The following is a 20,046-nucleotide window of genomic DNA, read 5'->3' as shown; positions in this document are numbered from 1 at the left end:
TTTATAAGAACAGGAGGACTTCCATGTACCTTTCTCTGTACCGTCGCTATAGACCTCAGACTTTTCAGGACGTAACCGGTCAGAATACCGCCGTGGAGGTGGTGCGCCGCGCCGTCTCCAGGGATAACGTGGGACACGCCTATCTCTTTTCCGGACCTAGAGGTTGCGGAAAGACCACTGTGGCCAGGCTTTTCGCCAAGGCCGTCAACTGTAGCGACCGAGGCGAGGGCGGAGAACCCTGCAACGTCTGCGATTCCTGTCGCAGTATATCGGATGGAAACTCTCTCGACGTCGTAGAGATAGACGGAGCCTCCAACAACAGGGTGGACGAGATAAGGGATCTCAAGACCCACGTGGGACTGGCGTCTTTTTCCTCTCCCTACAAGGTCTACATAGTGGACGAGGTCCACATGCTTTCCATAGGGGCCTTCAACGCCTTGTTGAAGACACTGGAGGAGCCCCCCGAGTCGGTGCTCTTCATCCTGGCTACCACGGAGCCCTTCAAGGTCCCGGTTACTATTCGTTCCAGATGTCAGCACATACCCTTTCATTCCATCGGTCTGGAGGATATGGTCTCCAGACTGCGTTATGTCACCGAATTGGAAAAGGTGAAATGCGACGACGACTCTCTGTGGGAGATCGCTCGTCAGGCCGACGGTGGTCTGAGGGACGGGCTTTCGCTGTTGGAACAGGCTATGGCCGTCCAGGACGATGGGGTGGATTTGTCCGTGGTTGAACGGCTGGTGGGAGGAGGAAGTCACGGAGAGCTGTGTAGATGGCTTGACGGTTTTCATGAAAAAGGTGAACTGGGCTCCCTCAAGGACCTCGAGGGGATGTTTCTCCGAGGTGCATCTGTGGAGAGGGTGCTCGACGGCCTTTACGTCATATTCAGGAACCTCTGGATAGCCTCTCGATGGGGAGAGAAGGGAATAGACTCTTTGGGACTATCTCCCTGGGAGAGTCGTTTCCTGACTCGAACCGTCGGAAGATGGAACGAACCGTTTCTCAGGGATATGATGGAACTGACGTCGTCCCTTATGCCTCAGGGCAGAAGGGGACTGAGACAGGACGTGCTGATCGGAATTTTGATGACCCGTATGGTGCCTTCGGAAACGCCGTCCTCCGTTGATCTACCTGCCTTAGAACCGTCTAAGGAGGAGCCGGTAAAAAATTCTAAGTTGGCCTCGGCGAAACCGGCGTCCTTATCCGTTCCAGTGTCCGACGAAGAGGAACCGCCGCTGTGGTCTCGCTTCGGGGATATACCCCATATAGTATCCGCCCTGGCTTTCTGTGCCATCTCTAGGTCCGACGACGAGATGGAGGTCGTGGTACCTCCGGAAAGAGTCTTCTGTTTCGAGCTTCTCTCCGGAGACAGAAACGCCTATGTAATGCAGTCCGTACTGAACGAGGACGGATGGGAGGGGCGAGTCGTCTTTCGTTGTGGAGACCGAGAGAGGGTCTACGAGCCCTTATCGGTTCCTTCGCCGCAGGAACTTCCCCTGGATGTAGATAGAGAGGATCAAAGTGAGACTGTTAAAGAGATAAAATCGGCGGATGTCTCCAAGGCAGGGAATGTAGAGGTCCCCGACGGGGACGACGGTTTATTGAGAGCCCTTCAGGTGGTCCGGTCTCAGACCTCTGGGGAGGTCCTCTACCTCCGCAAAGACGAGGAGATTGAGAAGGAGGATGAGATAGACGGTGACTAAGGAAAAGAAATTCGTCCACCTTCACGTCCATACGGAATACAGCCTCCTTGACGGTGCCATCCGGTGCAAGGAGCTTGCCAGAAGGGTCAGAGAATGGGATATGCCCGCCGTAGCCATAACGGATCACGGCGTGATGTACGGTGTTGTGGAGTTCTACCAGGCCTGCAAGGACGAGGGAGTCAAGCCGATCATAGGGTGCGAGATATACGTTGCCCCAGAGGGAATAGAGGAGAAGAGAAAGGAAAATCCGATAAACCACCTTCTGCTCCTGGCGGAGAACGACGTCGGATACCACAACCTGGTAAAGCTGGTCTCCATCGCCAACACCGACGGTTTCTACTACAAACCCAGGGTGGATCACGACCTTCTGTCCCGTCACAGCGAGGGGATCATAGCTTGTTCCGCCTGTCTCGCCGGAGAGATCCCCCAGCTTCTCATAGCAGGAGAGGACGATAAGGCCCTGGATAGGGCGAATCTCTACAGGGATATATTCGGCGAGGACAACTTCTTTCTCGAGATACAGTACAACCATATTCCCCAGCAGGCGGTGGTCAACAAGGGGCTGATAGAGATGTCCCGTAAGCACGGCTTTCCCCTGGTGGCCACCACCGACTCGCACTATATGAACGAGGAGGACTACGACTGGCACGAGATTCTGCTGTGTGTGGGGACCAACTCTACCCTGGACGATCCTAAGAGGATGTCCTTCGAGACCAACGACTTCTACCTTCGTTCCGCCGAGGAGATGTGGCAGATCTTCGGGGACGATGTGCCGGAGGCTCTGGAAAACACCTTAAAAATAGCGGAGAGATGCGACGTCTCCTTCGACCTGGGTACGAGGGAGTATAAGCTTCCCCAGTTCGATATCCCCGAGGGTGAGACCTTGGAGAGTTTTCTGGAGAAAAGCGCCTTCGATGGACTCAAGGAGAGGCTGAAGGGCGAGCCCTTGACGGATGAGTACAGACGGAGACTCGAGTACGAGTTATCGGTTATCAACCAGATGGGATTCCCAGGTTATTTCCTGATTATAGCCGACGTCATACAGGCCTGTAAGGAGAGGGGCATCCCCATAGGTCCCGGAAGAGGTTCCGCCGCAGGGTCTCTGGTGGCATACGCCATGAAGATAACCGAGCTGGACCCCATAAAATACGGCCTGATATTCGAGAGATTCCTCAACCCCGAGAGGGTGACCATGCCCGATATAGATACGGACGTCTCCGACAAGGGGCGGGAGGATCTTCTAAAGTACGTCGTGGAGAAGTACGGGGTGGAAAACGTCTCCCAGATAATAACCTTCGGGAGGATGAAGACCAAGGCGGCCATAAAGGACGTGGGAAGGGCAATGGGGATTCCCTACGCCGAGGTGGATAGGGTCGCCAAACTCGTCCCCGACGGGGTGAAGTCCATCGCCGACGCCATCTCCTTGACCCCGGATCTCAAGGAGATCCGCGACAAGGACCCTAAGATGAAGACTTTGCTGGAGAGTGCCGCCAAGATAGAGGGTTTGGCCAGGCACTGTTCCCAGCACGCAGCCGGAGTGGTGATAACCCCCATGCCCCTGACCGACCTGGTTCCGGTCCGTAGGATAGGCGAGAATCAGGTGGTGACGCAGTTCTCTATGGAGCCTGTAGAGAGGCTGGGGTTGGTCAAGATGGACTTTCTGGGTCTTCAGACTCTCTCCATATTGGAGGAAGCGTTGGAAAATATAAAGACCAACGGTAAGGAACCTCCGAACCTGAACGAACTGCCCATGGACGACCAGCCCACCTTCAAGATGCTCCAGGCGGGAGATACTCTGGGAGTGTTCCAGTTGGAGTCGGCCGGCATGAGACGGTTGCTCAAGAAGATGCTCCCCGACAGCTTCGAGGACGTCATAGCGGTGCTGGCTCTCTATCGCCCCGGTCCTCTGGAGAGCGGTATGTTGGACCAGTACGTGGAGTGCAAGCACGGCAGGGCCAGGGCTCATTATCTTCATCCCATGCTGGAGGACGTGCTGAAAGAGACCCATGGCGTTATTCTCTATCAGGAACAGGTTATGAAATGCGCATCCACCCTCGCTGGTTACACCCTGGGAGGAGCGGATCTCCTTCGCAGAGCCATGGGGAAAAAAAAGGTCGAGGTCATGAACGAGCAGAGGGCCATCTTCCTCTCCGGAGCGGAGAAACAGGGAGTGGACAAGGCCAAGGCAGACGAGATCTTCGACATAATACAGAAGTTCGCCGGATACGGTTTCAATAAATCCCATAGCGCTGCCTATGCTCTCATCAGCTATCAGACGGCCTATCTCAAAGCCCATTACGACAGGGAGTTTATGGCAGCCTATCTGACCAGCCAGATAGGGGCGAAGAAGGACGTCATGGCAGCCTACGTCAGGGAGGTCAGAAAATCTGGCATTCCAGTGTTGCCCCCGGACGTAAACCATTCCCGTTCGGCCTTCACAGCGGTGGAGAACGTCATCCGTTTCGGTCTCGAGGCCGTGGGCAAGGTGGGAGCGGGTGCGGTGGAGGCCATCATAAAGGCCAGGGAAGAGGGAGGTCTTTTCAAGGACCTCTGGGATTTTCTGGATCGAGTTGACGTTCACTGTCTCAACAAGGGGGTCATGGAAAACCTCATAAAGGCCGGGGCGTTCGACAGCATATCTCCAAATCGCAGACAGCTCATGGAATCCTTCCCGGCCATGATGGACTACGCTCTGAAACGGGGTTGCGACGGAGATCAATGTTCGCTTTTCGGGGAACAGGAGGCGGCCGTTCACCCCGATATGGTCGAGGTCGATGACTACGATATACAGGAAAAACTGGAGATGGAGAAGTCCGCCATAGGCATGTATATATCGGGGCATCCCTTCGAGAGACACGAGGAGAGGGCCTCCAGGTACGTCAACTGTACCATCTCCGATCTGGAGCTCTGGAGAAGCGAGAAGGTGTCTCCCTGCTTCGCCGGCATGTTGGTGGGATCGGTGGAAAAATATACCAAAAGAGGGGACCCTATGGGGATACTTCGTTTCGAGGATTGTTCCGGAGAGATAGAGGCAGTGTGTTTCCCCAAACCCAGGGAAGGAAGGCCCTGGTTGGATATCAAGCCCTCTTTGATCCCGGGAGATCCCTATCTGGTCAGAGGTTCCGTGCAGGATCGGGGCGGGGTCAACGTCCTCGTGAACGAGGTAGTTCCCCTGAAGGGAGATCTTGCAGGCGTCAGGCGATACGCCGAGATATCCCTCCGGGAGGAGGCCTTCAGAGACTCCTTTTTCAGGGAGTTTCTGCGTATATTGAAGGGGCACCCAGGCGATAGTTCGGTCTTGTTGAAGTTGGAGGGCGATCACGAAAGAGCGTGCGTGGTCCTGGACGATATCAGAATATCCCCTAGCTCGGATCTCCGCAAAAAACTGGAGAGTTTGATTTCCTCCGATCTAGTCGCTTTGAGGATATAGAGTCTTTTTTTTCGGAGGTGAAATGTAGTATGCAGAGAAAGGTCAAGATAATATGCACATTGGGCCCTTCCAGCTCCGACAGAGAGATACTGGCGGAGATGATAAAGGGAGGAATGACCGTGGCTCGCCTGAACTTCAGCCATGGAACCCACGAAGGACATCTCGATACTTTGAGGTTGGTCCGCGGTCTCTCCGACGTGTACGGAGGCCCGGTGCCGGTCATGCTTGACACCAAGGGACCGGAGATAAGGACCGGGCTTCTGAAAGACGGCAACACCGATCTCGTTCAGGGCTCCGGATTTTCCCTGAGGCTTAAAGACGATTCTCCCGGGGACTCTTCCGGCGTGTGGGTCACCTATCCTCTCTTGGGAGACGAGGTCTCGGTGGGGCAGGACATCTTCATAGACGACGGTACCATTCACCTCAGGATAGATTCCATCTCGAAGGAGTCTGTCGACTGTACCGTAGTGGTAGGAGGATCTCTCGGCAACAGAAAGGGCGTCAACGTGCCCGGAGCGAATTTCTCCTTCTCCGCCATGTCCGAAAAGGACAGGGAGGATATACTATGGGGCGTCGAAAACGACGTCGATTTCGTGGCTGTCTCTTTCGTGAGGGACAGACAGGACGTTCTGGCTGTGAGAAAGGTAATAGAGGATGCCGGTGGAAACATAAAGATAATCGCCAAGATCGAGACCCGCCAGGCGGTGGCGAACATAGATGAGATAGCCGAGGTCGTCGACGGGATGATGATAGCCAGGGGAGATCTGGGTGTCGAGATCCCGACCGAGGAGGTTCCGCTGGTCCAGAAGAGATTGATAGATATATGCAGAGGCCAGGGGAAACCGGTCATAGTGGCCACTCAGATGCTGGACTCTATGATCAGAAATCCAAGGCCTACCAGAGCGGAGGCCAGCGACGTGGCAAACGCGGTTCTAGACGGCGCCGACGTCCTGATGTTGTCGGGAGAGACCGCGGCGGGGAAATATCCTGTAAGGTCCGTGGAGACCATGTCCAGGATAATCTCCAAGGCGGAGGAACAGCTCGAGAGATGGCAGCGTCCTTTCGAGGTCCCCTCCGTTCCCAACAGCGTTCCGGACGCGGTCAGTATGGCCGCGGTGGAGATAGCTAAAAAGACCGGTGCCAAGGCCGTGCTTTCCCTTACCAGAAGCGGCGTTACAGCCAGGATGGTCAGCAAATATCGTCCGGGTTGCCCTGTTATTGCCACCACTCCCTCGGTCAAAACGCAAAAAGAGCTCTCGCTCAGTTGGGGAGTCGTTCCCCTTTTCAAGAGCACCGACGGTTCTGAGGACGAGGCGATAGAGGGAGCCGTAGCCGCCGCCATGGGGCGAGGGTTTCTATCCGAAGGGGATATGGTCGTTATAACAGCTGGTATGCCCTTGGATGTGCCGGGGACTACGAATATGGTGAGGGTTCATACCATAGGGCGAATCGTCCTCAGAGGCCTTCCTGTGATTCCCAAGGTCCTGGCCGGACGGGTGTTTCGGGCTTCTTCCGCCGAGGAAGCTCGTTCCATGCAGGACGGGGATATATTGGTGACCTCCTTTACCGATGGCTCCTATATGTCTGCTTTAAAACGAGCCGGTGCTTTGATCACGGAGGAGGGAGGGCTTACGTCTCCCTCGGCTATAATGGCCCTTGAACTCGGACTGCCCTGTATAGTCAACGCATCCCGTTGCATGGATTCCCTTAAGACCGGAAACATCGTGACGGTAGACAGCGGGAAGGGGCTGGTCTACGAGGGGACGGTAAACGTTGGGGCATAGGTCGCGTTTTTCCCCGTTCTCTCCGTGGGAGACCTTCGTCGATAGCTTCGAATCGGTCCGATGGGGGGCTGTCGCCGTTCCCATATTAAAGACGAAAAGGGGCCCAAGGGTTATCTCCATACTGAGACCGGATTCGATGAGGTATCACGGAGGGCAGATAGCCTTTCCCGGAGGAGCCAGGGAGGAGGGGGACCTCACCCCATGGGAAACGGCCTGTAGAGAGACCTGCGAGGAGATCGGCCTGGACGGGAAATATCTTAAATTTCTCGGAGCCGCACCGATAGAGGACGTCTTGGTCAGCGGTTTCAAGGTCATACCTATAGTTGTAGAGGTCGATGTAGCCGTGAGGGAGTCGGATTTCGTCCTCAACGAGGACGAGGTCGAGAGGGTAATTCTCCTGGATCCCGATACTATCTCCGGTTCTCCGGAGATAAGGAGAGGTCTTTATATGGGGGTCGAATACTCTTATCCCATATATCCTCTTTGCGAAAAAATGTCCCTTTGGGGGGCTTCAGCCAGGATGTTCCGGAATGTGGATCGCCTGGGGTTCTTTCGGCGTTTTCGGTCTTGTGAACGGTCGTTTTTCCAAGCCTCTTGAATCTAGCGGCCAGGTCGAGAAGGGGATGCATCATGACGGAAATCTTTAAGCTTATAAGATGGCAGGATGTAGTCGATATATTGGTCATATATTACGTCGTCTATCGCCTTCTTTCGCTGCTTTACGGGACGAGAGCGATGCAGCTGGTCAAGGGACTTCTGGTTATCGGTATGCTCGCGGCATCCTCCAGACTCCTCAACCTGGGGACCATCTCGTGGTTTATGGGGCAGATCCTGAGCATAACGGTAATAGCCGTTCCCATAGTCTTTCAGCCCGAGCTTCGAAAAGTCCTGGAGGAGCTTGGCAGGGGAAACATATGGAAGAGACATAAGGCGCAGAAAAGAGCGGAGACGATCGCCGGGGAAATATCGAAAGCCCTAATTTACATGAAAGGTCAAAGGATAGGCGCTTTGCTGGTACTGCAGAGGGGAACGGGGTTGAAGGATTTTTGGCGTACCGCCGTAGAGTTGAACGCGGACATAACCCAAGAGCTCTTGATATCCATCTTTTGGGTCAATAACCCTCTTCATGACGGTGCGGTTATCCTGGATCAATCCAAGATAATAGCGGCTGGCTGTTATCTGCCCTTGACGGAGGATAGCGATCTCTCCAGGTGGATAGGGACGAGGCATCGGGCCGGTCTCGGGGTGACCGAGGTCTCGGATGCCATTTCTCTGATAGTCTCTGAGGAGCGAGGAGAGGTCTCTCTCGCCATTAACGGGCATTTATCCAGAAACCTAAAGGATGATCAAGTGCATAAGCTTTTGGTTCATTATTTTTCCGGTGAGGATACGGAACAACAATCCTTCCTCGATACTCTCAGGGATGAGATAAAATCTCTAGGATCGTGAGGGTAGAGCGATGCCTTTTTTTAAGAACGTGGATGACTTTTTCGGGTCCAGATTTTTTCTCCGAATAGTGTCTCTCTTCATAGCCTTGGTATTGTGGTTCTACGTAAACGGAGACATCGGTGGCAACATGGAGAAGGAGATGTCCTGTGACGTCCAGTTTCTCAACCTTTCCTCGGAGCTGACCTTGACCTCCGATCTCCGCAAAGTGGATATAGGTGTGGAGGGGAAAAGAGACGTAGTCGCCGATTTAAACCCGATGGACATACTATGCGAGGTAGACGTAAGGGGACTTGCCCCGGGCAAGTACCGGCTGCCGGTTAAGGTGATACTGCCAGCAGGGGTGAAACTGGGGTTCGTTCGACCTCCTAACATGGAGGTGTCTCTGCTCAGGTATGCGGAAAAAGTTCTGCCCATACACGTTTCCGTGGAGGGAGGTCTTCCCGTAGGGCTCTTGATGGACGCAGTGGACCTATCCCCGACGGAGGTAACCGTCAGAGGTCCGGAGGAGGATTTGGCATCGGTTAAAGAGGTCCAGGTCCAGCCTACCGTAGATGAACTTCAAAAAGGAGAAAAGCTGACCTTGCCGATTAAGCTGATACAATTGGAGGGTGCCGGCGATTCCTTGACGGTTTACCCGCCCGAGGCGGATCTGACTGCGATACTTCGTAAGGGGCTTCCGAGAAAGGCCCTGCCGGTAGAGGTTTCCGTGAGCGGTTCCCCGGCGGAGGGCTTCGAGGTAAAAACCCTTGTAGTGACTCCATCGATGATGGAGATAGAGGGACCGAAAGAGGCTATTAAGGTAATAGACAAGGTGGAGACTGAGACTATCGATCTTACCGGATTCGATAAAGACAGATCGATGATAGTCCCCTTGAGGCCGGTTGAGAACGAAGAGGTCAGCTTTCTGGGTGATTCCTCGGTTTCCGTGAAGGTAATGCTTAAGCCTAAAACGGAAAGCAGATTGTTCTCCGGTGTCCCCGTAGTTACTAAAGGGAGAAGCGTGTATCCCGGGTGGGAGGTATTTCCTCAGACCGTAGACGTCAGGGTGGATGGCTCTGTCAAGGTGATGAAATCCTTGGAGGATTCGAAAATCCCCTTTTTCGTATATGTGGACGTAACCAACATAGTATCGAGACAGCTTCGAGTTCCCGTAACGATCGAGATGAGAGAAAAGGGACTTAAGGTCGTATCGGTGGCTCCTGAAAGAGTGACCGTTAAGGCTAAAATAGATTGATGTCATATAGGATAAACGAGGGAGGAGCGCTTATGAGCGACGTGGCTACTAAGAGGAGGCGATGTTTCTTCGGTACCGATGGGGTCAGAGATGTGGCCAACAGGGGGTCCATGACACCTGAGATGGCTCTTCGCCTGGGCAGAGCGTACGTTCTTTTCTTGACCGAAAGGGGATTTCCCAGGCCCAGGATAGTCGTGGGGAGGGATACTCGCCGTTCCGGACCGATGTTGGAGGCCGCCTTGGCGGCCGGTATGACGTCCGCCGGAGCGGATGTCGTATGTGTGGGAGTCACTCCTACGCCTTCCGTCGGTTTTGGAGTGAGGCTTTTTTCGGCCCAGGGAGGGGCCGTGATAAGCGCTTCCCATAACCCTGCGGAGTATAACGGCATAAAATTCCTGGATGGAGCGGGGTGTAAGCTGTCCGACGATGACGAACTTTCGATAGAGGACTATCTCGGAGACAACCTGATAGATGAATGGCGTCCCTCCGGTGCTTCCGTAGGCTCTATAGAAAGTAGAGAGTGCGACTTCAACAGACAGTACGAGGATCACGTTCTAGACCTGGTCGGCCACGTCGGTCTCGATAGGGCTTCGATTCTTTTCGATTGTGCCAACGGAGCTCTCTCCCCGATCGTGTCGGACATGATCGGCAGGATGGGGATGGTCAACTCTTCCGCCATAGGCAATCTTCCGGACGGGCTGAACATTAACGAAAAATGCGGTGTCATGGCGATAGAGGGTCTATGCAGGGAAGTCGTAGGGAGAGGCATGTCGCTGGGGATAGCCTACGACGGCGATGCAGACAGGGTCCTTCTTTCCGACGGGAAGGGGCGAGTCCTGGATGGGGATATCATGCTCTGGATCATAGGCAGATGGCTTCACTCTAGGAAGGAGCTGGGCTCCGGGGTGGTGGCCACAGTCATGGGCAATATGGCCCTGGATCGTCATCTAAAGGACGACGGTATCGATGTGTATCGTTGTCCCGTGGGAGACCGTTATGTCTTTCAGACCATGGTGGAAAGGGACGCCAGGCTCGGAGGAGAACAATCGGGACACGTAATAGTATTCCCCTATACCAAGACGGGCGATGGATTATGTACGGGGTTTCTCTTCCTGAGGGCATGTACCGAGCTAAAGGAGGATATCGATACATTGGTGGATCGCTTCGGTCGATTTCCCCAGAAACTTACCAACATCACCGTCAAGGATAAAAATCGCATTATGAACGACGGAGATATAGCCTCCGCGGTGGAGTCCGCGTCGAGAGATCTAGGTGACATCGGCAGGGTTTTCCTCAGGCCGTCCGGTACGGAGCCTTTCGTCAGGCTCCTAGTTGAATGTCAGGATCCAAATCTGATGGAGGAGGTCTCCTCCGATCTGCAGAGACGAATATTGGAGATGATAGGATGACCCATTTGGAGTGCATCTTCCCGGTGGCGGGGTTGGGTACGAGATTTCTGCCTGCCACTAAGGAGATTCCCAAGGAAATGGTCCCTCTTTTGGACCGCCCCGTCATCCATTATGGAGTAGACGAGGCCCGTAATTCGGGGTGTCCTAAGATGATAATGGTTACCGGGCGCTCAAAGGGCTGTCTGGAGGACTATTTCGATCGTTCCTGGGAGCTGGAGAGAATCCTTGAATCCAGGGGGAAAAAACGCCTTCTGGATGCCGTAAGGGAGACCTCCTCCATGGGGGATATCCTCTCGGTGAGACAGAACGCCCCGCTTGGGCTCGGCCACGCCGTGCTTTGCGGAGAGCCACTGTGTAACGGCGAATTTTTTTCCGTGATACTTCCAGACGATGTGATGGAGGGAGAACCTCCTGTGCTTCGTCAGCTGATAGACGTCCACGATGCTCTGGGAGGGTCTGTTCTGGCCTTGGAGGAGGTGTCGGATGCTGACGTGTCCAGATATGGCATGGTAGCCGTCGAGCCCTCTGAGACCGATGGAGTATTCCGCATTATAGATATGATAGAAAAACCCTCTCCTGCCGATGCCCCCAGCAGGTTGGCGGTGATGGGGAGATACGTTCTGTCCAGAAGGATTTTCGATCTCCTTAAGTCTCAGCCCAAGGGAGCTGGCGGAGAGTATCAATTGACCGATGGCATAAGAACCTTGATAGGCGAGGAGCCGGTCTGGGGCGTGGTGTATAAGGGAGAACGATACGACTGTGGCACCCTGGAGGGATGGCTGGATGCTACTGTCAGGATGGCCTGTAGGCGAAAGGATCTAGCCGGAGTGGTCGAAAGGGCGATGTCTTCAGCCGGTAAATAGAACGACGTCTGCACGGAAAGGGGGTGATATCTGAAACCACGACTGCGCCCCATAAAAGCGCCTGAACTAGGGAGACCTAGTTGACGAGGACGGAGGTTATCGATCTATCGGCGGATGCCTCCGGGGAGTCGGGAAAACTCCCTGAATCGGGAACACAAAACCGCTGGGCGACCGGCGGGACAAAAGTTCCCGTATTTCCCGATCGTGGAAGGACGTGTGTTCTTTATATGTGCGGAATAGTAGGGTATATAGGTCACCGGGATGTCTCCCAGGTTGTCTTGGACGGGTTGTCCCGTCTCGAGTACAGGGGATACGATTCTGCCGGCATGGCCGTCGTGGGAGAAAAGGGAGTCCAGATAGTCAGAGAGGTCGGCAAGGTTGCCGATCTTGCCAGACACATGGGAGAATCTCCTCTGGAGGGGACCATCGGACTGGGACACACCAGGTGGGCCACTCATGGAGGTGTCTCGGTGGAAAACGCCCATCCCCACAGAGATCAAGATGGATCGGTGGTATTGGTCCACAACGGTATAGCCGAGAACTACCTGGAGATAAGAGATGAACTGGCGAAAGAGGGGGTCTCTTTTTATTCCGACACGGATACGGAGGTCATAGCTCAGCTTTTGGCCAGGATCTACGACGGAGATCCCAAAAAAGCCCTGGTCGAGCTGTATCGACGTATAGAGGGAGCTTTTGCCCTGGCGGTTATATTTGCCGACGATATGGAGCATCTCTACTGCGTCAGAAAAGGATCTCCCCTTATAGTCGCTTTCGGCGATGGAGAGAACATCTGTGCTTCCGATGTACCGGCGGTTCTCCCCTATACGAGAAACATCGCATACCTGGGCGAGGGCGAGATGGCCTGTCTTTCCAGAGACGACGTGTCTTTTTGGGATTTCGACGGTAAATCCATAGAGAAGGACGCTGTGGAGATAGATTGGGATATCTCTATGGTGGACAAGGGGGGGTACCCCCATTTCATGCTCAAGGAGATAAACGAGCAGGGAGCCGTCCTGAGACGGTCCATGTTGGACAGAATTTTCCATGATGAGGTCGATCTATCCAGAGAGCTTTCCTGGACCTCCGAATCGGCAAAGAGGATAAAGAGGCTGCATCTGGTCGCCTGTGGAACCTCATATTACGCCGCGTTGGTGGCGGAGAGGCTTATAGAGAGGTTTTCCGATCTGGATATAAGGGTGGATATAGCGTCGGAATATCGCTATAGAGACATTCCTATAGGAGAGGATACCCTGGCGGTGTTCGTCACCCAGTCTGGAGAGACCTTGGATACCTTAGCGGCGGAGCGGTTCGCCAAGGAAAAAGGCGCTCGATGCGTGGCGATAACCAATAACGGGCTTTCTACCGTAGCCAGAGAGGTTGACGACGTATTATCGCTCAAGGCTGGTCCCGAGATAGGAGTCGCTGCGACCAAGACTTTCATGGGACAGATGGCGGTGCTCTATCTCATGGGTCTCTATCTTCTGAAGCTCAGGAAAGAGCTTCCTCTCGGTGACGAGATGAGGCTTGTGAGGGAGATGGAGGTCCTTCCGTACAAGGCGGAATCCCTGATAGGCAGGGCCGACGAGATAAAGGCTACAGCGTCAAAATATTGTGAAGCCAGAGACTTCTTGTTTCTGGGGAGGGGCTTTTCTTTTCCGATAGCCATGGAGGGAGCCCTTAAGTTAAAGGAGATTTCCTATATTCATGCCGAGGCCTACGCGGCTGGAGAGATGAAACACGGTCCTATAGCTCTTCTGGACAGGGCCGTTCCTGTGGTGGTGGTCATGCCCGACGATAACCTTTTCGAGAAGACCGTCTCCAACGTTCAGGAGACAAAAGCCAGGAATTCTCCGGTTATAGCGGTTGCGACCGAGGGAAGGAAGTCCATCTCGGGACAGGCCGAGGACGTCATGTGGATTCCTAAAACTGAGGCGGAGCTGAATCCTTTTTTGACCGTCATACCTCTTCAGATGTTCGCCTACTATGTGGCCCTGGCCAAAGGCAAGGAGATAGACCAGCCTAGAAATCTCGCCAAAAGCGTGACGGTCGAATAAAAACGAGAGGGATCGAGATTCGTCTCGATCCCTCTCCCTCTCGTCTAAAGCCGTAGGTCATCCGTGAGGTGGTTCCGTTGGGACCATCTCACGGATGAATTGAATTTCAAGAGATGCCTTAGTGTCAGTCCTTTAACGGTTCCCTGTCGTCAGGGAAATATATCCTTAGGTGGGTCAATGATTTGAGGGAGTTGTCGTTCCGTCCTATAGACTCCGGCAGGAAGCGCCACGGTCCTCCGTCGATGCGACAGAGGGCCAGAGATCGTCTCCCGTATTTCGCCCAGAGAGAGAGGAACTTTACGTTGTCTTGGTCCTCTACTTGAATCGGTCCCGGTATCAGGTATCCGTCGAACAGGGGAGGGTTGCCGGCCAGAGGAACCCCGTCCAGAGGGGCCAGTATCATCCATTGAGTCATGTGCCACATAGAGGCCATCTCCGGAGAGTCTCCGTGTTTTAAGGGCACTATCTGAAACCCTCCGATCTCTCCATAGGGAGATGTCGAGATATCTATAACTCCCGTATGGTTTGCCCTTAGTCTACTGACCGATTGATAGAGGGTTCCTCCGAACCTGCCGGTTCCTCCCACAGGTCTCACGACCTTCGCTATCGTCCTATAGCCCCGTTCCGACAAGGTCGAGACCCTCCCTCCCGGGTGGTTTTCTATCTCCACGAAAAGAGGAGGGGCAAAGGTCTCCACCCTCAATTTCACAGTTTCTCCCTCTCGGGGCAGGTCGTCGGCTGTTAGAGGGCGTTCCGTTCCCTCAGGGCTTCTGATGGTTACGGTAGTACCGACAGGAGGTGCCCAGGCTCCGAAGATCCCCGTTCCCCCTTTACCCTCCAGGACTATGGCCGTCCCGGGGGTTGCCGCAGGGGCTACTGTCTCGGAGGGAATCAAGCTTATGGTCCTGCCCTTTCCTTTTTCAACGGACAAAAGCATATGTATCGCGTTTACCGCGGACGCACACACATTCCCCGGCTTTCCCCAGGCACTGGCCGTATAGGCCGGATATCTCGAGGAGTTAGGGATCTTCATGACCTTGCCTATAGGTATTTTTCTGTTCTGGAACTCCACGAACGCCTGAGATCCCACCGACATCGGAATTTCCACGTCCCACCTCAGGTCCGCCTCAGCGTTGGGGACAGACGCCTGTAGGGCAGAGAAGAACAGGGTTAAAAACAAAAGATATCTATACATGGACAAACGCCTCCTGATATGGGTTAAATCGGTATGTCTGGGAAAAACCATATGGACCATATATTTCCGGCGAAATGGTATATAGCCGATGGCGCTACGGATCGATGTCTCTCTCGAAGGATCCCCATCACCAAACCGGGGAAAAACGTGGCAAACCTCAGCCAATGAAGCTTGAGAAACAGATGGGCTAGGGCGAAGAGAAGGGCCGTCGCCACTATCGAGATATTGCGGTTAGTTCTTTTAGACAACAGGGTCTGTATCCAGCCCCTGAAGAAGACCTCCTCTACCACTGCGGCCACGGCTCCAGCCGTTAGGAGGACTAGGACGGTGGTCAACGGAAGGGATCTGGGCAGGTCGTTGTCTGGCCACATCATCGCAAAGGGAGTCAACGGGGTCAATGTAACGGCTATCGCAAGAAGGGAGTCCTTCAGACCCCTTATGTCCAGAGTCCAGGATAGGCCATATTCTTCCGTCGGTTCCTTTCGCATGAAACACCATGCGTAGGGACCGTAAAGCATGATCCCGGCGAGAATGAACGGTATCACCGACCTCTCCTTACTCGCAGAAAGATAAGTGCGAATAGGGCCGATGGAACTGCGGGTATCGCAGCAGCCCAGGGTGCGACGACGGAGTAGAGGACGATGGAGACGGACAACAAGAATAACATTGAGGATGCCCAGAAAAATCTCGTGCCGCAGGAAGTGTCTCCCTTTGCTGCCCATATGCCGGAAAGAGTGCTCGCTACCAACGTCGCCACCATGAAAACTATGGAATATTGCCGTATCATATAACCATCTCTTTCGAAGAGTTTTATTCACCTTGACAGCCAAAGAGGCCATGGTAGTATAGTACCGCTCTTTTGTTGAGTTCGCTGATGTCGTATAGTTTGGACCGATAGGTAGGTTCGTCTTTTCGTCAGTATATCAGAAGGGGGGCCTTGAGGTTCCCCTGTTTTTGTGTTTTTCTCTTCTCGAAGGTGATGATGACTTATGAGTGCAGACGAGGGATCCTTGGCGATAGTTGTTCTCGCCGCTGGTAAGGGTACGAGGATGAAAAGCGACCTTCCCAAGGTGATGCAGCCGGTTCTCGAGGAGCCTATGCTGTATCATGTGATGAAGGCTGTGTCTCCTCTGGGACCCGTGGCCGTTATAGTCGGTCATGGTGGAGGTGTCGTCGAGTCTTACCTGGCTTCGAACTGGCCTGCTGCCACCGTTTTATGGCAGAGAGATCAACTGGGTACCGGACATGCTGTAATGATGGCCAAGGAGTGGCTTTCCGGTTTCGACAGGGTCCTTATAGTCAACGGCGATATGCCGCTTTTGAAGACCGATACGGTTAGATATATATCAGACTCCCACGTAGGAGGATGTTCCTTCGCCACGTTTTCCGCCGGAGACCCCACGGGGTACGGAAGGATAATAAAGGAGCCTAGAATACACATAGTAGAGGAGAAGGACTGTTCCGAGGCAGAGAGAGCGGAAACAGAGGTCAATGCCGGTGTCTATCTGATGGACGTCCCCCCTCTTTTAAGTGGATTGGACGAACTGGGCAGGGACAATTCCCAAGGAGAGTATTACCTGGTGGATATATTGGACTCCTTTCATCGCATGGACTTCCCTGTCTCTGCGGTACACGTGGATAGCCGCGACGACGTGATGGGGGTCAATAACCCCTTGGAGTTGGCCGAGGTCGGCCGTATCCTTCGAGACAGATATCTGAACGGTTGGATGATCAGGGAAGGCGTGAAATGCATAGATCCTTCCTCTGTATGGATAGGCCCTGAGGTGGTATTCAAGGGTGAGGCTACCATCTATCCGAACGTACAAATGTGGGGAAAAACGGAGATAGGACGTAACGTAACGGTGGAAAGCTTCTCCGTCTTGAGAGACGTCGTAGTGGGAGATGGCTCCAGGATCAACGGTTACGGTCGAATAGAGGATTCCTCCTTGGGCAGGGAGATTAAAGCGGGGCCTTTCTGTTATATCCGGCAAGAAACGGATGTTTCCGACGAGGCTTTCGTGGGAAAGTTCGTGGAGGTCAAAAAGAGCTTCATAGGCAAAGGCAGCAAGGTCCCCCATCTATCCTACATGGGAGATGCCACCCTCGGAGAGAGGGTTAATATAGGAGCTGGCACGATTACCTGCAATTACGACGGAAAAAACAAACATAAGACCTCCATAGGAGATGATGTTTTCGTCGGAAGCGATACCATGTTAGTGGCTCCCGTAAAGATAGGGGATAACGCCATGACAGGTGCCGGGTCGGTTATAACGAAGGACGTGCCTGACGGAGCTTTGGCTATAGGAAGAGCCCGTCAGAGAAACATCGAGGATAGACGGAATTTAATGAAGAAAAAATCTGGGGGTGGGGATCGTGTCGAACAGTAGTCGAAAGCTCATGATCTTTTCCGGAACGGCTCATAAAGCCTTTGCGGATAAGATATGCTCCGAGCTCGACGTCCCTCTGTGCAGGGCCAGTCATTTTAGGTTTTCCGACGGAGAGATAGGCCTTTCCATCGAGGAAAGCGTTCGAGGTGCCGACGTATTCGTCGTTCAGCCTACGTGTTATCCTGTCAACGAAAACCTTATGGAGCTTCTTATCATGGTGGACGCTTTGAAAAGGGCTTCTGCTTACAGGATCAACCTGGTTATTCCCTATTTTGGATATGCCAGACAGGACAGAAAGACCAAGGCTAGGGATCCCATCTCGGGGAAGCTCGTTGCGAATCTCCTGGAGACCGCCGGTGCTCACAGGGTCATCTCGGCGGACCTTCATGCCGGTCAGATCCAGGGATTTTTCGATATTCCGGTGGACCATCTGATGGGGGTACCTCTCCTGGCCTCGTTCTTTAAAAAACAGCTTGCCGAAGATCTGGAGGAGAAAAAGGTTACGGTCGTCGCTCCCGATGTCGGAGGAGTCGTCAGAGCCAGAAAATTCGCAGTTCTGTTGAACTCCGACCTGGCCATAGTCGATAAAAGACGTTCCCACGAGGTGGCCAACTACTGCGAGGTCATGGCCGTCATAGGCGACGTCTCCGGTAAGGTCGCTATCTTGGTAGATGATATAATCGATACTGCGGGGACCATCGTCAACGCCGCTAAAGCATTGAAGGAACGAGGAGCTTCGAAGGTGTACTGTTGCGCCACTCATGGAATTCTCTCCGGTCCTGCTGTGGAGCGTTTGGCCTCGGACGAGGTGGATGGGGTGATCTTGACCGACAGTATCAAGTTGCCGGATGAGAGAAAACTGGATAAAATTACTCAGTTGTCCATAGCGCCTTTGTTCGCCGAAGCTATACGTAGGGTTCACGTGGATAGCTCGGTGAGCAGTCTTTTCGACTGATAATCGAGTTTTTACTATTTGTTGCTTTAAGCAACGTCTGAGGAGGATTTTTATGGATCTTGTTAGACTTAACCTCGAAAAGAGAGATGCCGTAGGAAAAGAGGTCTGCGGTCGTCTTCGCCGTTCGGGATATATTCCCGCGGTTTTTTACGGTCCCGACTATAAGGAAGCCATGTCGGTACAGGTCAAGGCGGAGGATTTTCTGCCTAATATCAGAGGAACCCATTGGAACACACTCAAGTTCGACGCCGTGCTGCCCGACGGTTCTTCGGAGATGTGTATCATAAGGGACATGAGTAGAAATTACGTCAGCGACGATGTGCTTCACGTCGATTTTTATCAGCTGGTTAAAGGGCACAAAGTGTCCGTGAAGGTTCCCATCGAGATCGTAGGCAAAGAGGCCTGCGCCGGGGTTAAAGCCGGAGGTGTTCTGGAACACCGTGTCCTCGATATAGAGATAAACGTCCTTCCCAGGGATATCCCGGAGAACGTCGTTTTGAACGTAGAGTCCATGAATGTCGGTGACTCGGTCACCTTGGCCGACCTCGACCTTCCTGAGAGCGCCGAGATGGATAAAGATCCTTCTGAGATAGTCGTCGAGGTCGTCCACGGCAAGGGCGCCTCTTCCGAGGAAGTTTCCGAGGAGGAAGAGTCCGCCGAGGAGATGGCCTAACGGCGGCACGTAAGGTTGAAGCTGTTCGTAGGTCTGGGGAATCCCGGGCTAAAATACGGCCAGACCAGACATAACGTCGGCTGGATGGTCGTGGACAGGTTGGTGAACGAGCTTGCTTTGGGAGCTCCGCAGGAGAAGTTCAGGTCTTACGTCTGGGGGCCCGTCCTTATGGACGGAGAGAGGGTCTTTCTGATGAAACCCTTGACCTACATGAACCTCAGCGGGGAGGCCATAAGGGATTTTCTCCGATATCATCCTGTGGATCTGGAGGATACCCTGGTTATTTACGACGACGTGGCCTTGGACGTCGGACGAATCCGTCTTAGAGCGAGAGGTTCGGCCGGTGGACACAACGGCATGAAATCGATCATAGCCTGTCTGGATTCCAGCGAAATCCCCAGACTTAGGATAGGGGTAGGTCCCAAACCGGACAGGATACCCTTGGCAGACTTCGTCTTGGGGCGATTTCCCGAGGACCGGATTCCCGATCTTCTAAGCTCCCTGGACAGATCCTGTTCCGCCTGTAGAGATCTATGCTCCGACTCGTTGGAACACGTCATGAATAGGTTCAATTAACGCGATGGGTGGTGGCGGAATTTTTTATTCCGCCACTTTTTTTAAATGTCTTTAGGATATCTCTAAAAATGCAGCCCCTTCGTGAGGTCGTCGCGACGGAGCTTGTTCTAGGGCATCTCTAAAAACGCTGATCCTCGTAGAGGTCGTTCCGACGGGGCCCATTCGAGCCCGTATTTTCGAAATTGCCGTCGTGTAGTACGAATGGGGCGACCTCTACGAGGAGACCCGTACGTTAGTTTTTAGAGAGGTCCTCTAGCGAGAGCTCTGGAGGAATGATCTCATGAAGGAGAATCGGACATGAGTTTTTAGAGGTTCCTTTATCGGGAGGAGG

Annotated in this window: 16 protein-coding genes; 14 read left to right on the top strand and 2 right to left on the bottom strand. The window is 53.6% G+C overall.

Annotated features, from left to right (window positions below):
• Positions 1-23: 23 nt before the first annotated feature.
• The 9 genes from dnaX (at position 24) to glmS (ending at position 13,929) form a co-directional block, all read left to right on the top strand.
• Complete coding sequence (dnaX, locus tag L2W58_RS09860; protein WP_236103175.1) at positions 24-1,706, top strand: DNA polymerase III subunit gamma/tau; 1,683 nt, start codon at positions 24-26, stop codon at positions 1,704-1,706.
• Positions 1,699-5,136: a DNA polymerase III subunit alpha gene (dnaE, locus tag L2W58_RS09855; protein ID WP_236103174.1), complete on the top strand. Its 3,438-nt coding sequence runs from the start codon at positions 1,699-1,701 to the stop codon at positions 5,134-5,136. Before dnaX ends, dnaE begins: the two co-directional genes overlap by 8 nt.
• 29 nt (positions 5,137-5,165) lie before the next feature.
• Entirely contained in the window at positions 5,166-6,920 is a 1,755-nt protein-coding gene (gene pyk, locus L2W58_RS09850; RefSeq protein ID WP_236103173.1) for a pyruvate kinase, read from the top strand.
• Positions 6,910-7,518 (top strand): NUDIX hydrolase, encoded by a 609-nt coding sequence (locus L2W58_RS09845; protein WP_236103172.1) that lies wholly within the window; start codon positions 6,910-6,912, stop codon positions 7,516-7,518. Before pyk ends, L2W58_RS09845 begins: the two co-directional genes overlap by 11 nt.
• Before the next feature lie 32 nt (positions 7,519-7,550).
• Positions 7,551-8,369, top strand: a complete 819-nt coding sequence (cdaA, locus tag L2W58_RS09840; RefSeq protein WP_236103171.1) for a diadenylate cyclase CdaA — start codon at positions 7,551-7,553, stop codon at positions 8,367-8,369.
• 10 nt (positions 8,370-8,379) lie between these two features.
• The gene (locus L2W58_RS09835; RefSeq protein ID WP_236103170.1) at positions 8,380-9,603 is read left to right on the top strand and encodes a CdaR family protein; all 1,224 of its coding nucleotides are present in this window, start codon (positions 8,380-8,382) and stop codon (positions 9,601-9,603) included.
• A gap of 32 nt (positions 9,604-9,635) precedes the next feature.
• A complete protein-coding gene (locus tag L2W58_RS09830) occupies positions 9,636-11,012 on the top strand; it encodes a phosphohexomutase domain-containing protein (RefSeq protein WP_236103169.1) in 1,377 nt (458 codons plus the stop codon).
• Positions 11,009-11,875 (top strand): UTP--glucose-1-phosphate uridylyltransferase, encoded by an 867-nt coding sequence (locus tag L2W58_RS09825; protein ID WP_236103168.1) that lies wholly within the window; start codon positions 11,009-11,011, stop codon positions 11,873-11,875. The genes L2W58_RS09830 and L2W58_RS09825 overlap by 4 nt, the downstream gene beginning before the upstream one ends.
• Positions 11,876-12,102: 227 nt before the next feature.
• Complete coding sequence (gene glmS, locus L2W58_RS09820; RefSeq protein WP_236103201.1) at positions 12,103-13,929, top strand: glutamine--fructose-6-phosphate transaminase (isomerizing); 1,827 nt, start codon at positions 12,103-12,105, stop codon at positions 13,927-13,929.
• 124 nt (positions 13,930-14,053) lie between these two features.
• Here glmS and L2W58_RS09815 read toward each other — a convergent pair whose 3' ends face one another.
• Positions 14,054-15,124, bottom strand: a complete 1,071-nt coding sequence (locus L2W58_RS09815; protein WP_236103167.1) for a hypothetical protein — start codon at positions 15,122-15,124, stop codon at positions 14,054-14,056.
• Between the two features lie 23 nt (positions 15,125-15,147).
• The gene (mrtS, locus tag L2W58_RS09810; protein ID WP_236103166.1) at positions 15,148-15,669 is read right to left on the bottom strand and encodes a Synerg-CTERM system glutamic-type intramembrane protease MrtS; all 522 of its coding nucleotides are present in this window, start codon (positions 15,667-15,669) and stop codon (positions 15,148-15,150) included.
• 96 nt (positions 15,670-15,765) lie between these two features.
• Here mrtS and L2W58_RS09805 point away from each other — a divergent pair, with 96 nt between their 5' ends.
• From L2W58_RS09805 to pth, 5 genes are all read left to right on the top strand, one after another.
• Entirely contained in the window at positions 15,766-15,915 is a 150-nt protein-coding gene (locus L2W58_RS09805) for a hypothetical protein (RefSeq protein WP_236103165.1), read from the top strand.
• A gap of 198 nt (positions 15,916-16,113) precedes the next feature.
• The gene (glmU, locus tag L2W58_RS09800) at positions 16,114-17,511 is read left to right on the top strand and encodes a bifunctional UDP-N-acetylglucosamine diphosphorylase/glucosamine-1-phosphate N-acetyltransferase GlmU (RefSeq protein ID WP_236103164.1); all 1,398 of its coding nucleotides are present in this window, start codon (positions 16,114-16,116) and stop codon (positions 17,509-17,511) included.
• Positions 17,498-18,466, top strand: a complete 969-nt coding sequence (locus L2W58_RS09795) for a ribose-phosphate diphosphokinase (RefSeq protein ID WP_236103163.1) — start codon at positions 17,498-17,500, stop codon at positions 18,464-18,466. Before glmU ends, L2W58_RS09795 begins: the two co-directional genes overlap by 14 nt.
• A gap of 52 nt (positions 18,467-18,518) precedes the next feature.
• Positions 18,519-19,139: a 50S ribosomal protein L25 gene (locus L2W58_RS09790; protein ID WP_236103162.1), complete on the top strand. Its 621-nt coding sequence runs from the start codon at positions 18,519-18,521 to the stop codon at positions 19,137-19,139.
• Positions 19,140-19,154: 15 nt separating this feature from the next.
• Positions 19,155-19,715 carry an aminoacyl-tRNA hydrolase gene (gene pth / locus L2W58_RS09785; RefSeq protein ID WP_236103161.1) on the top strand — a complete coding sequence of 187 codons (561 nt, stop codon included), beginning with the start codon at positions 19,155-19,157 and terminating at the stop codon, positions 19,713-19,715.
• The last annotated feature ends 331 nt before the right edge of the window (positions 19,716-20,046 follow it).

This window comes from Dethiosulfovibrio faecalis (assembly GCF_021568795.1).
Classification (GTDB): domain Bacteria; phylum Synergistota; class Synergistia; order Synergistales; family Dethiosulfovibrionaceae; genus Dethiosulfovibrio; species Dethiosulfovibrio faecalis.
This window is presented reverse-complemented; position numbering and strand designations above follow the sequence as displayed.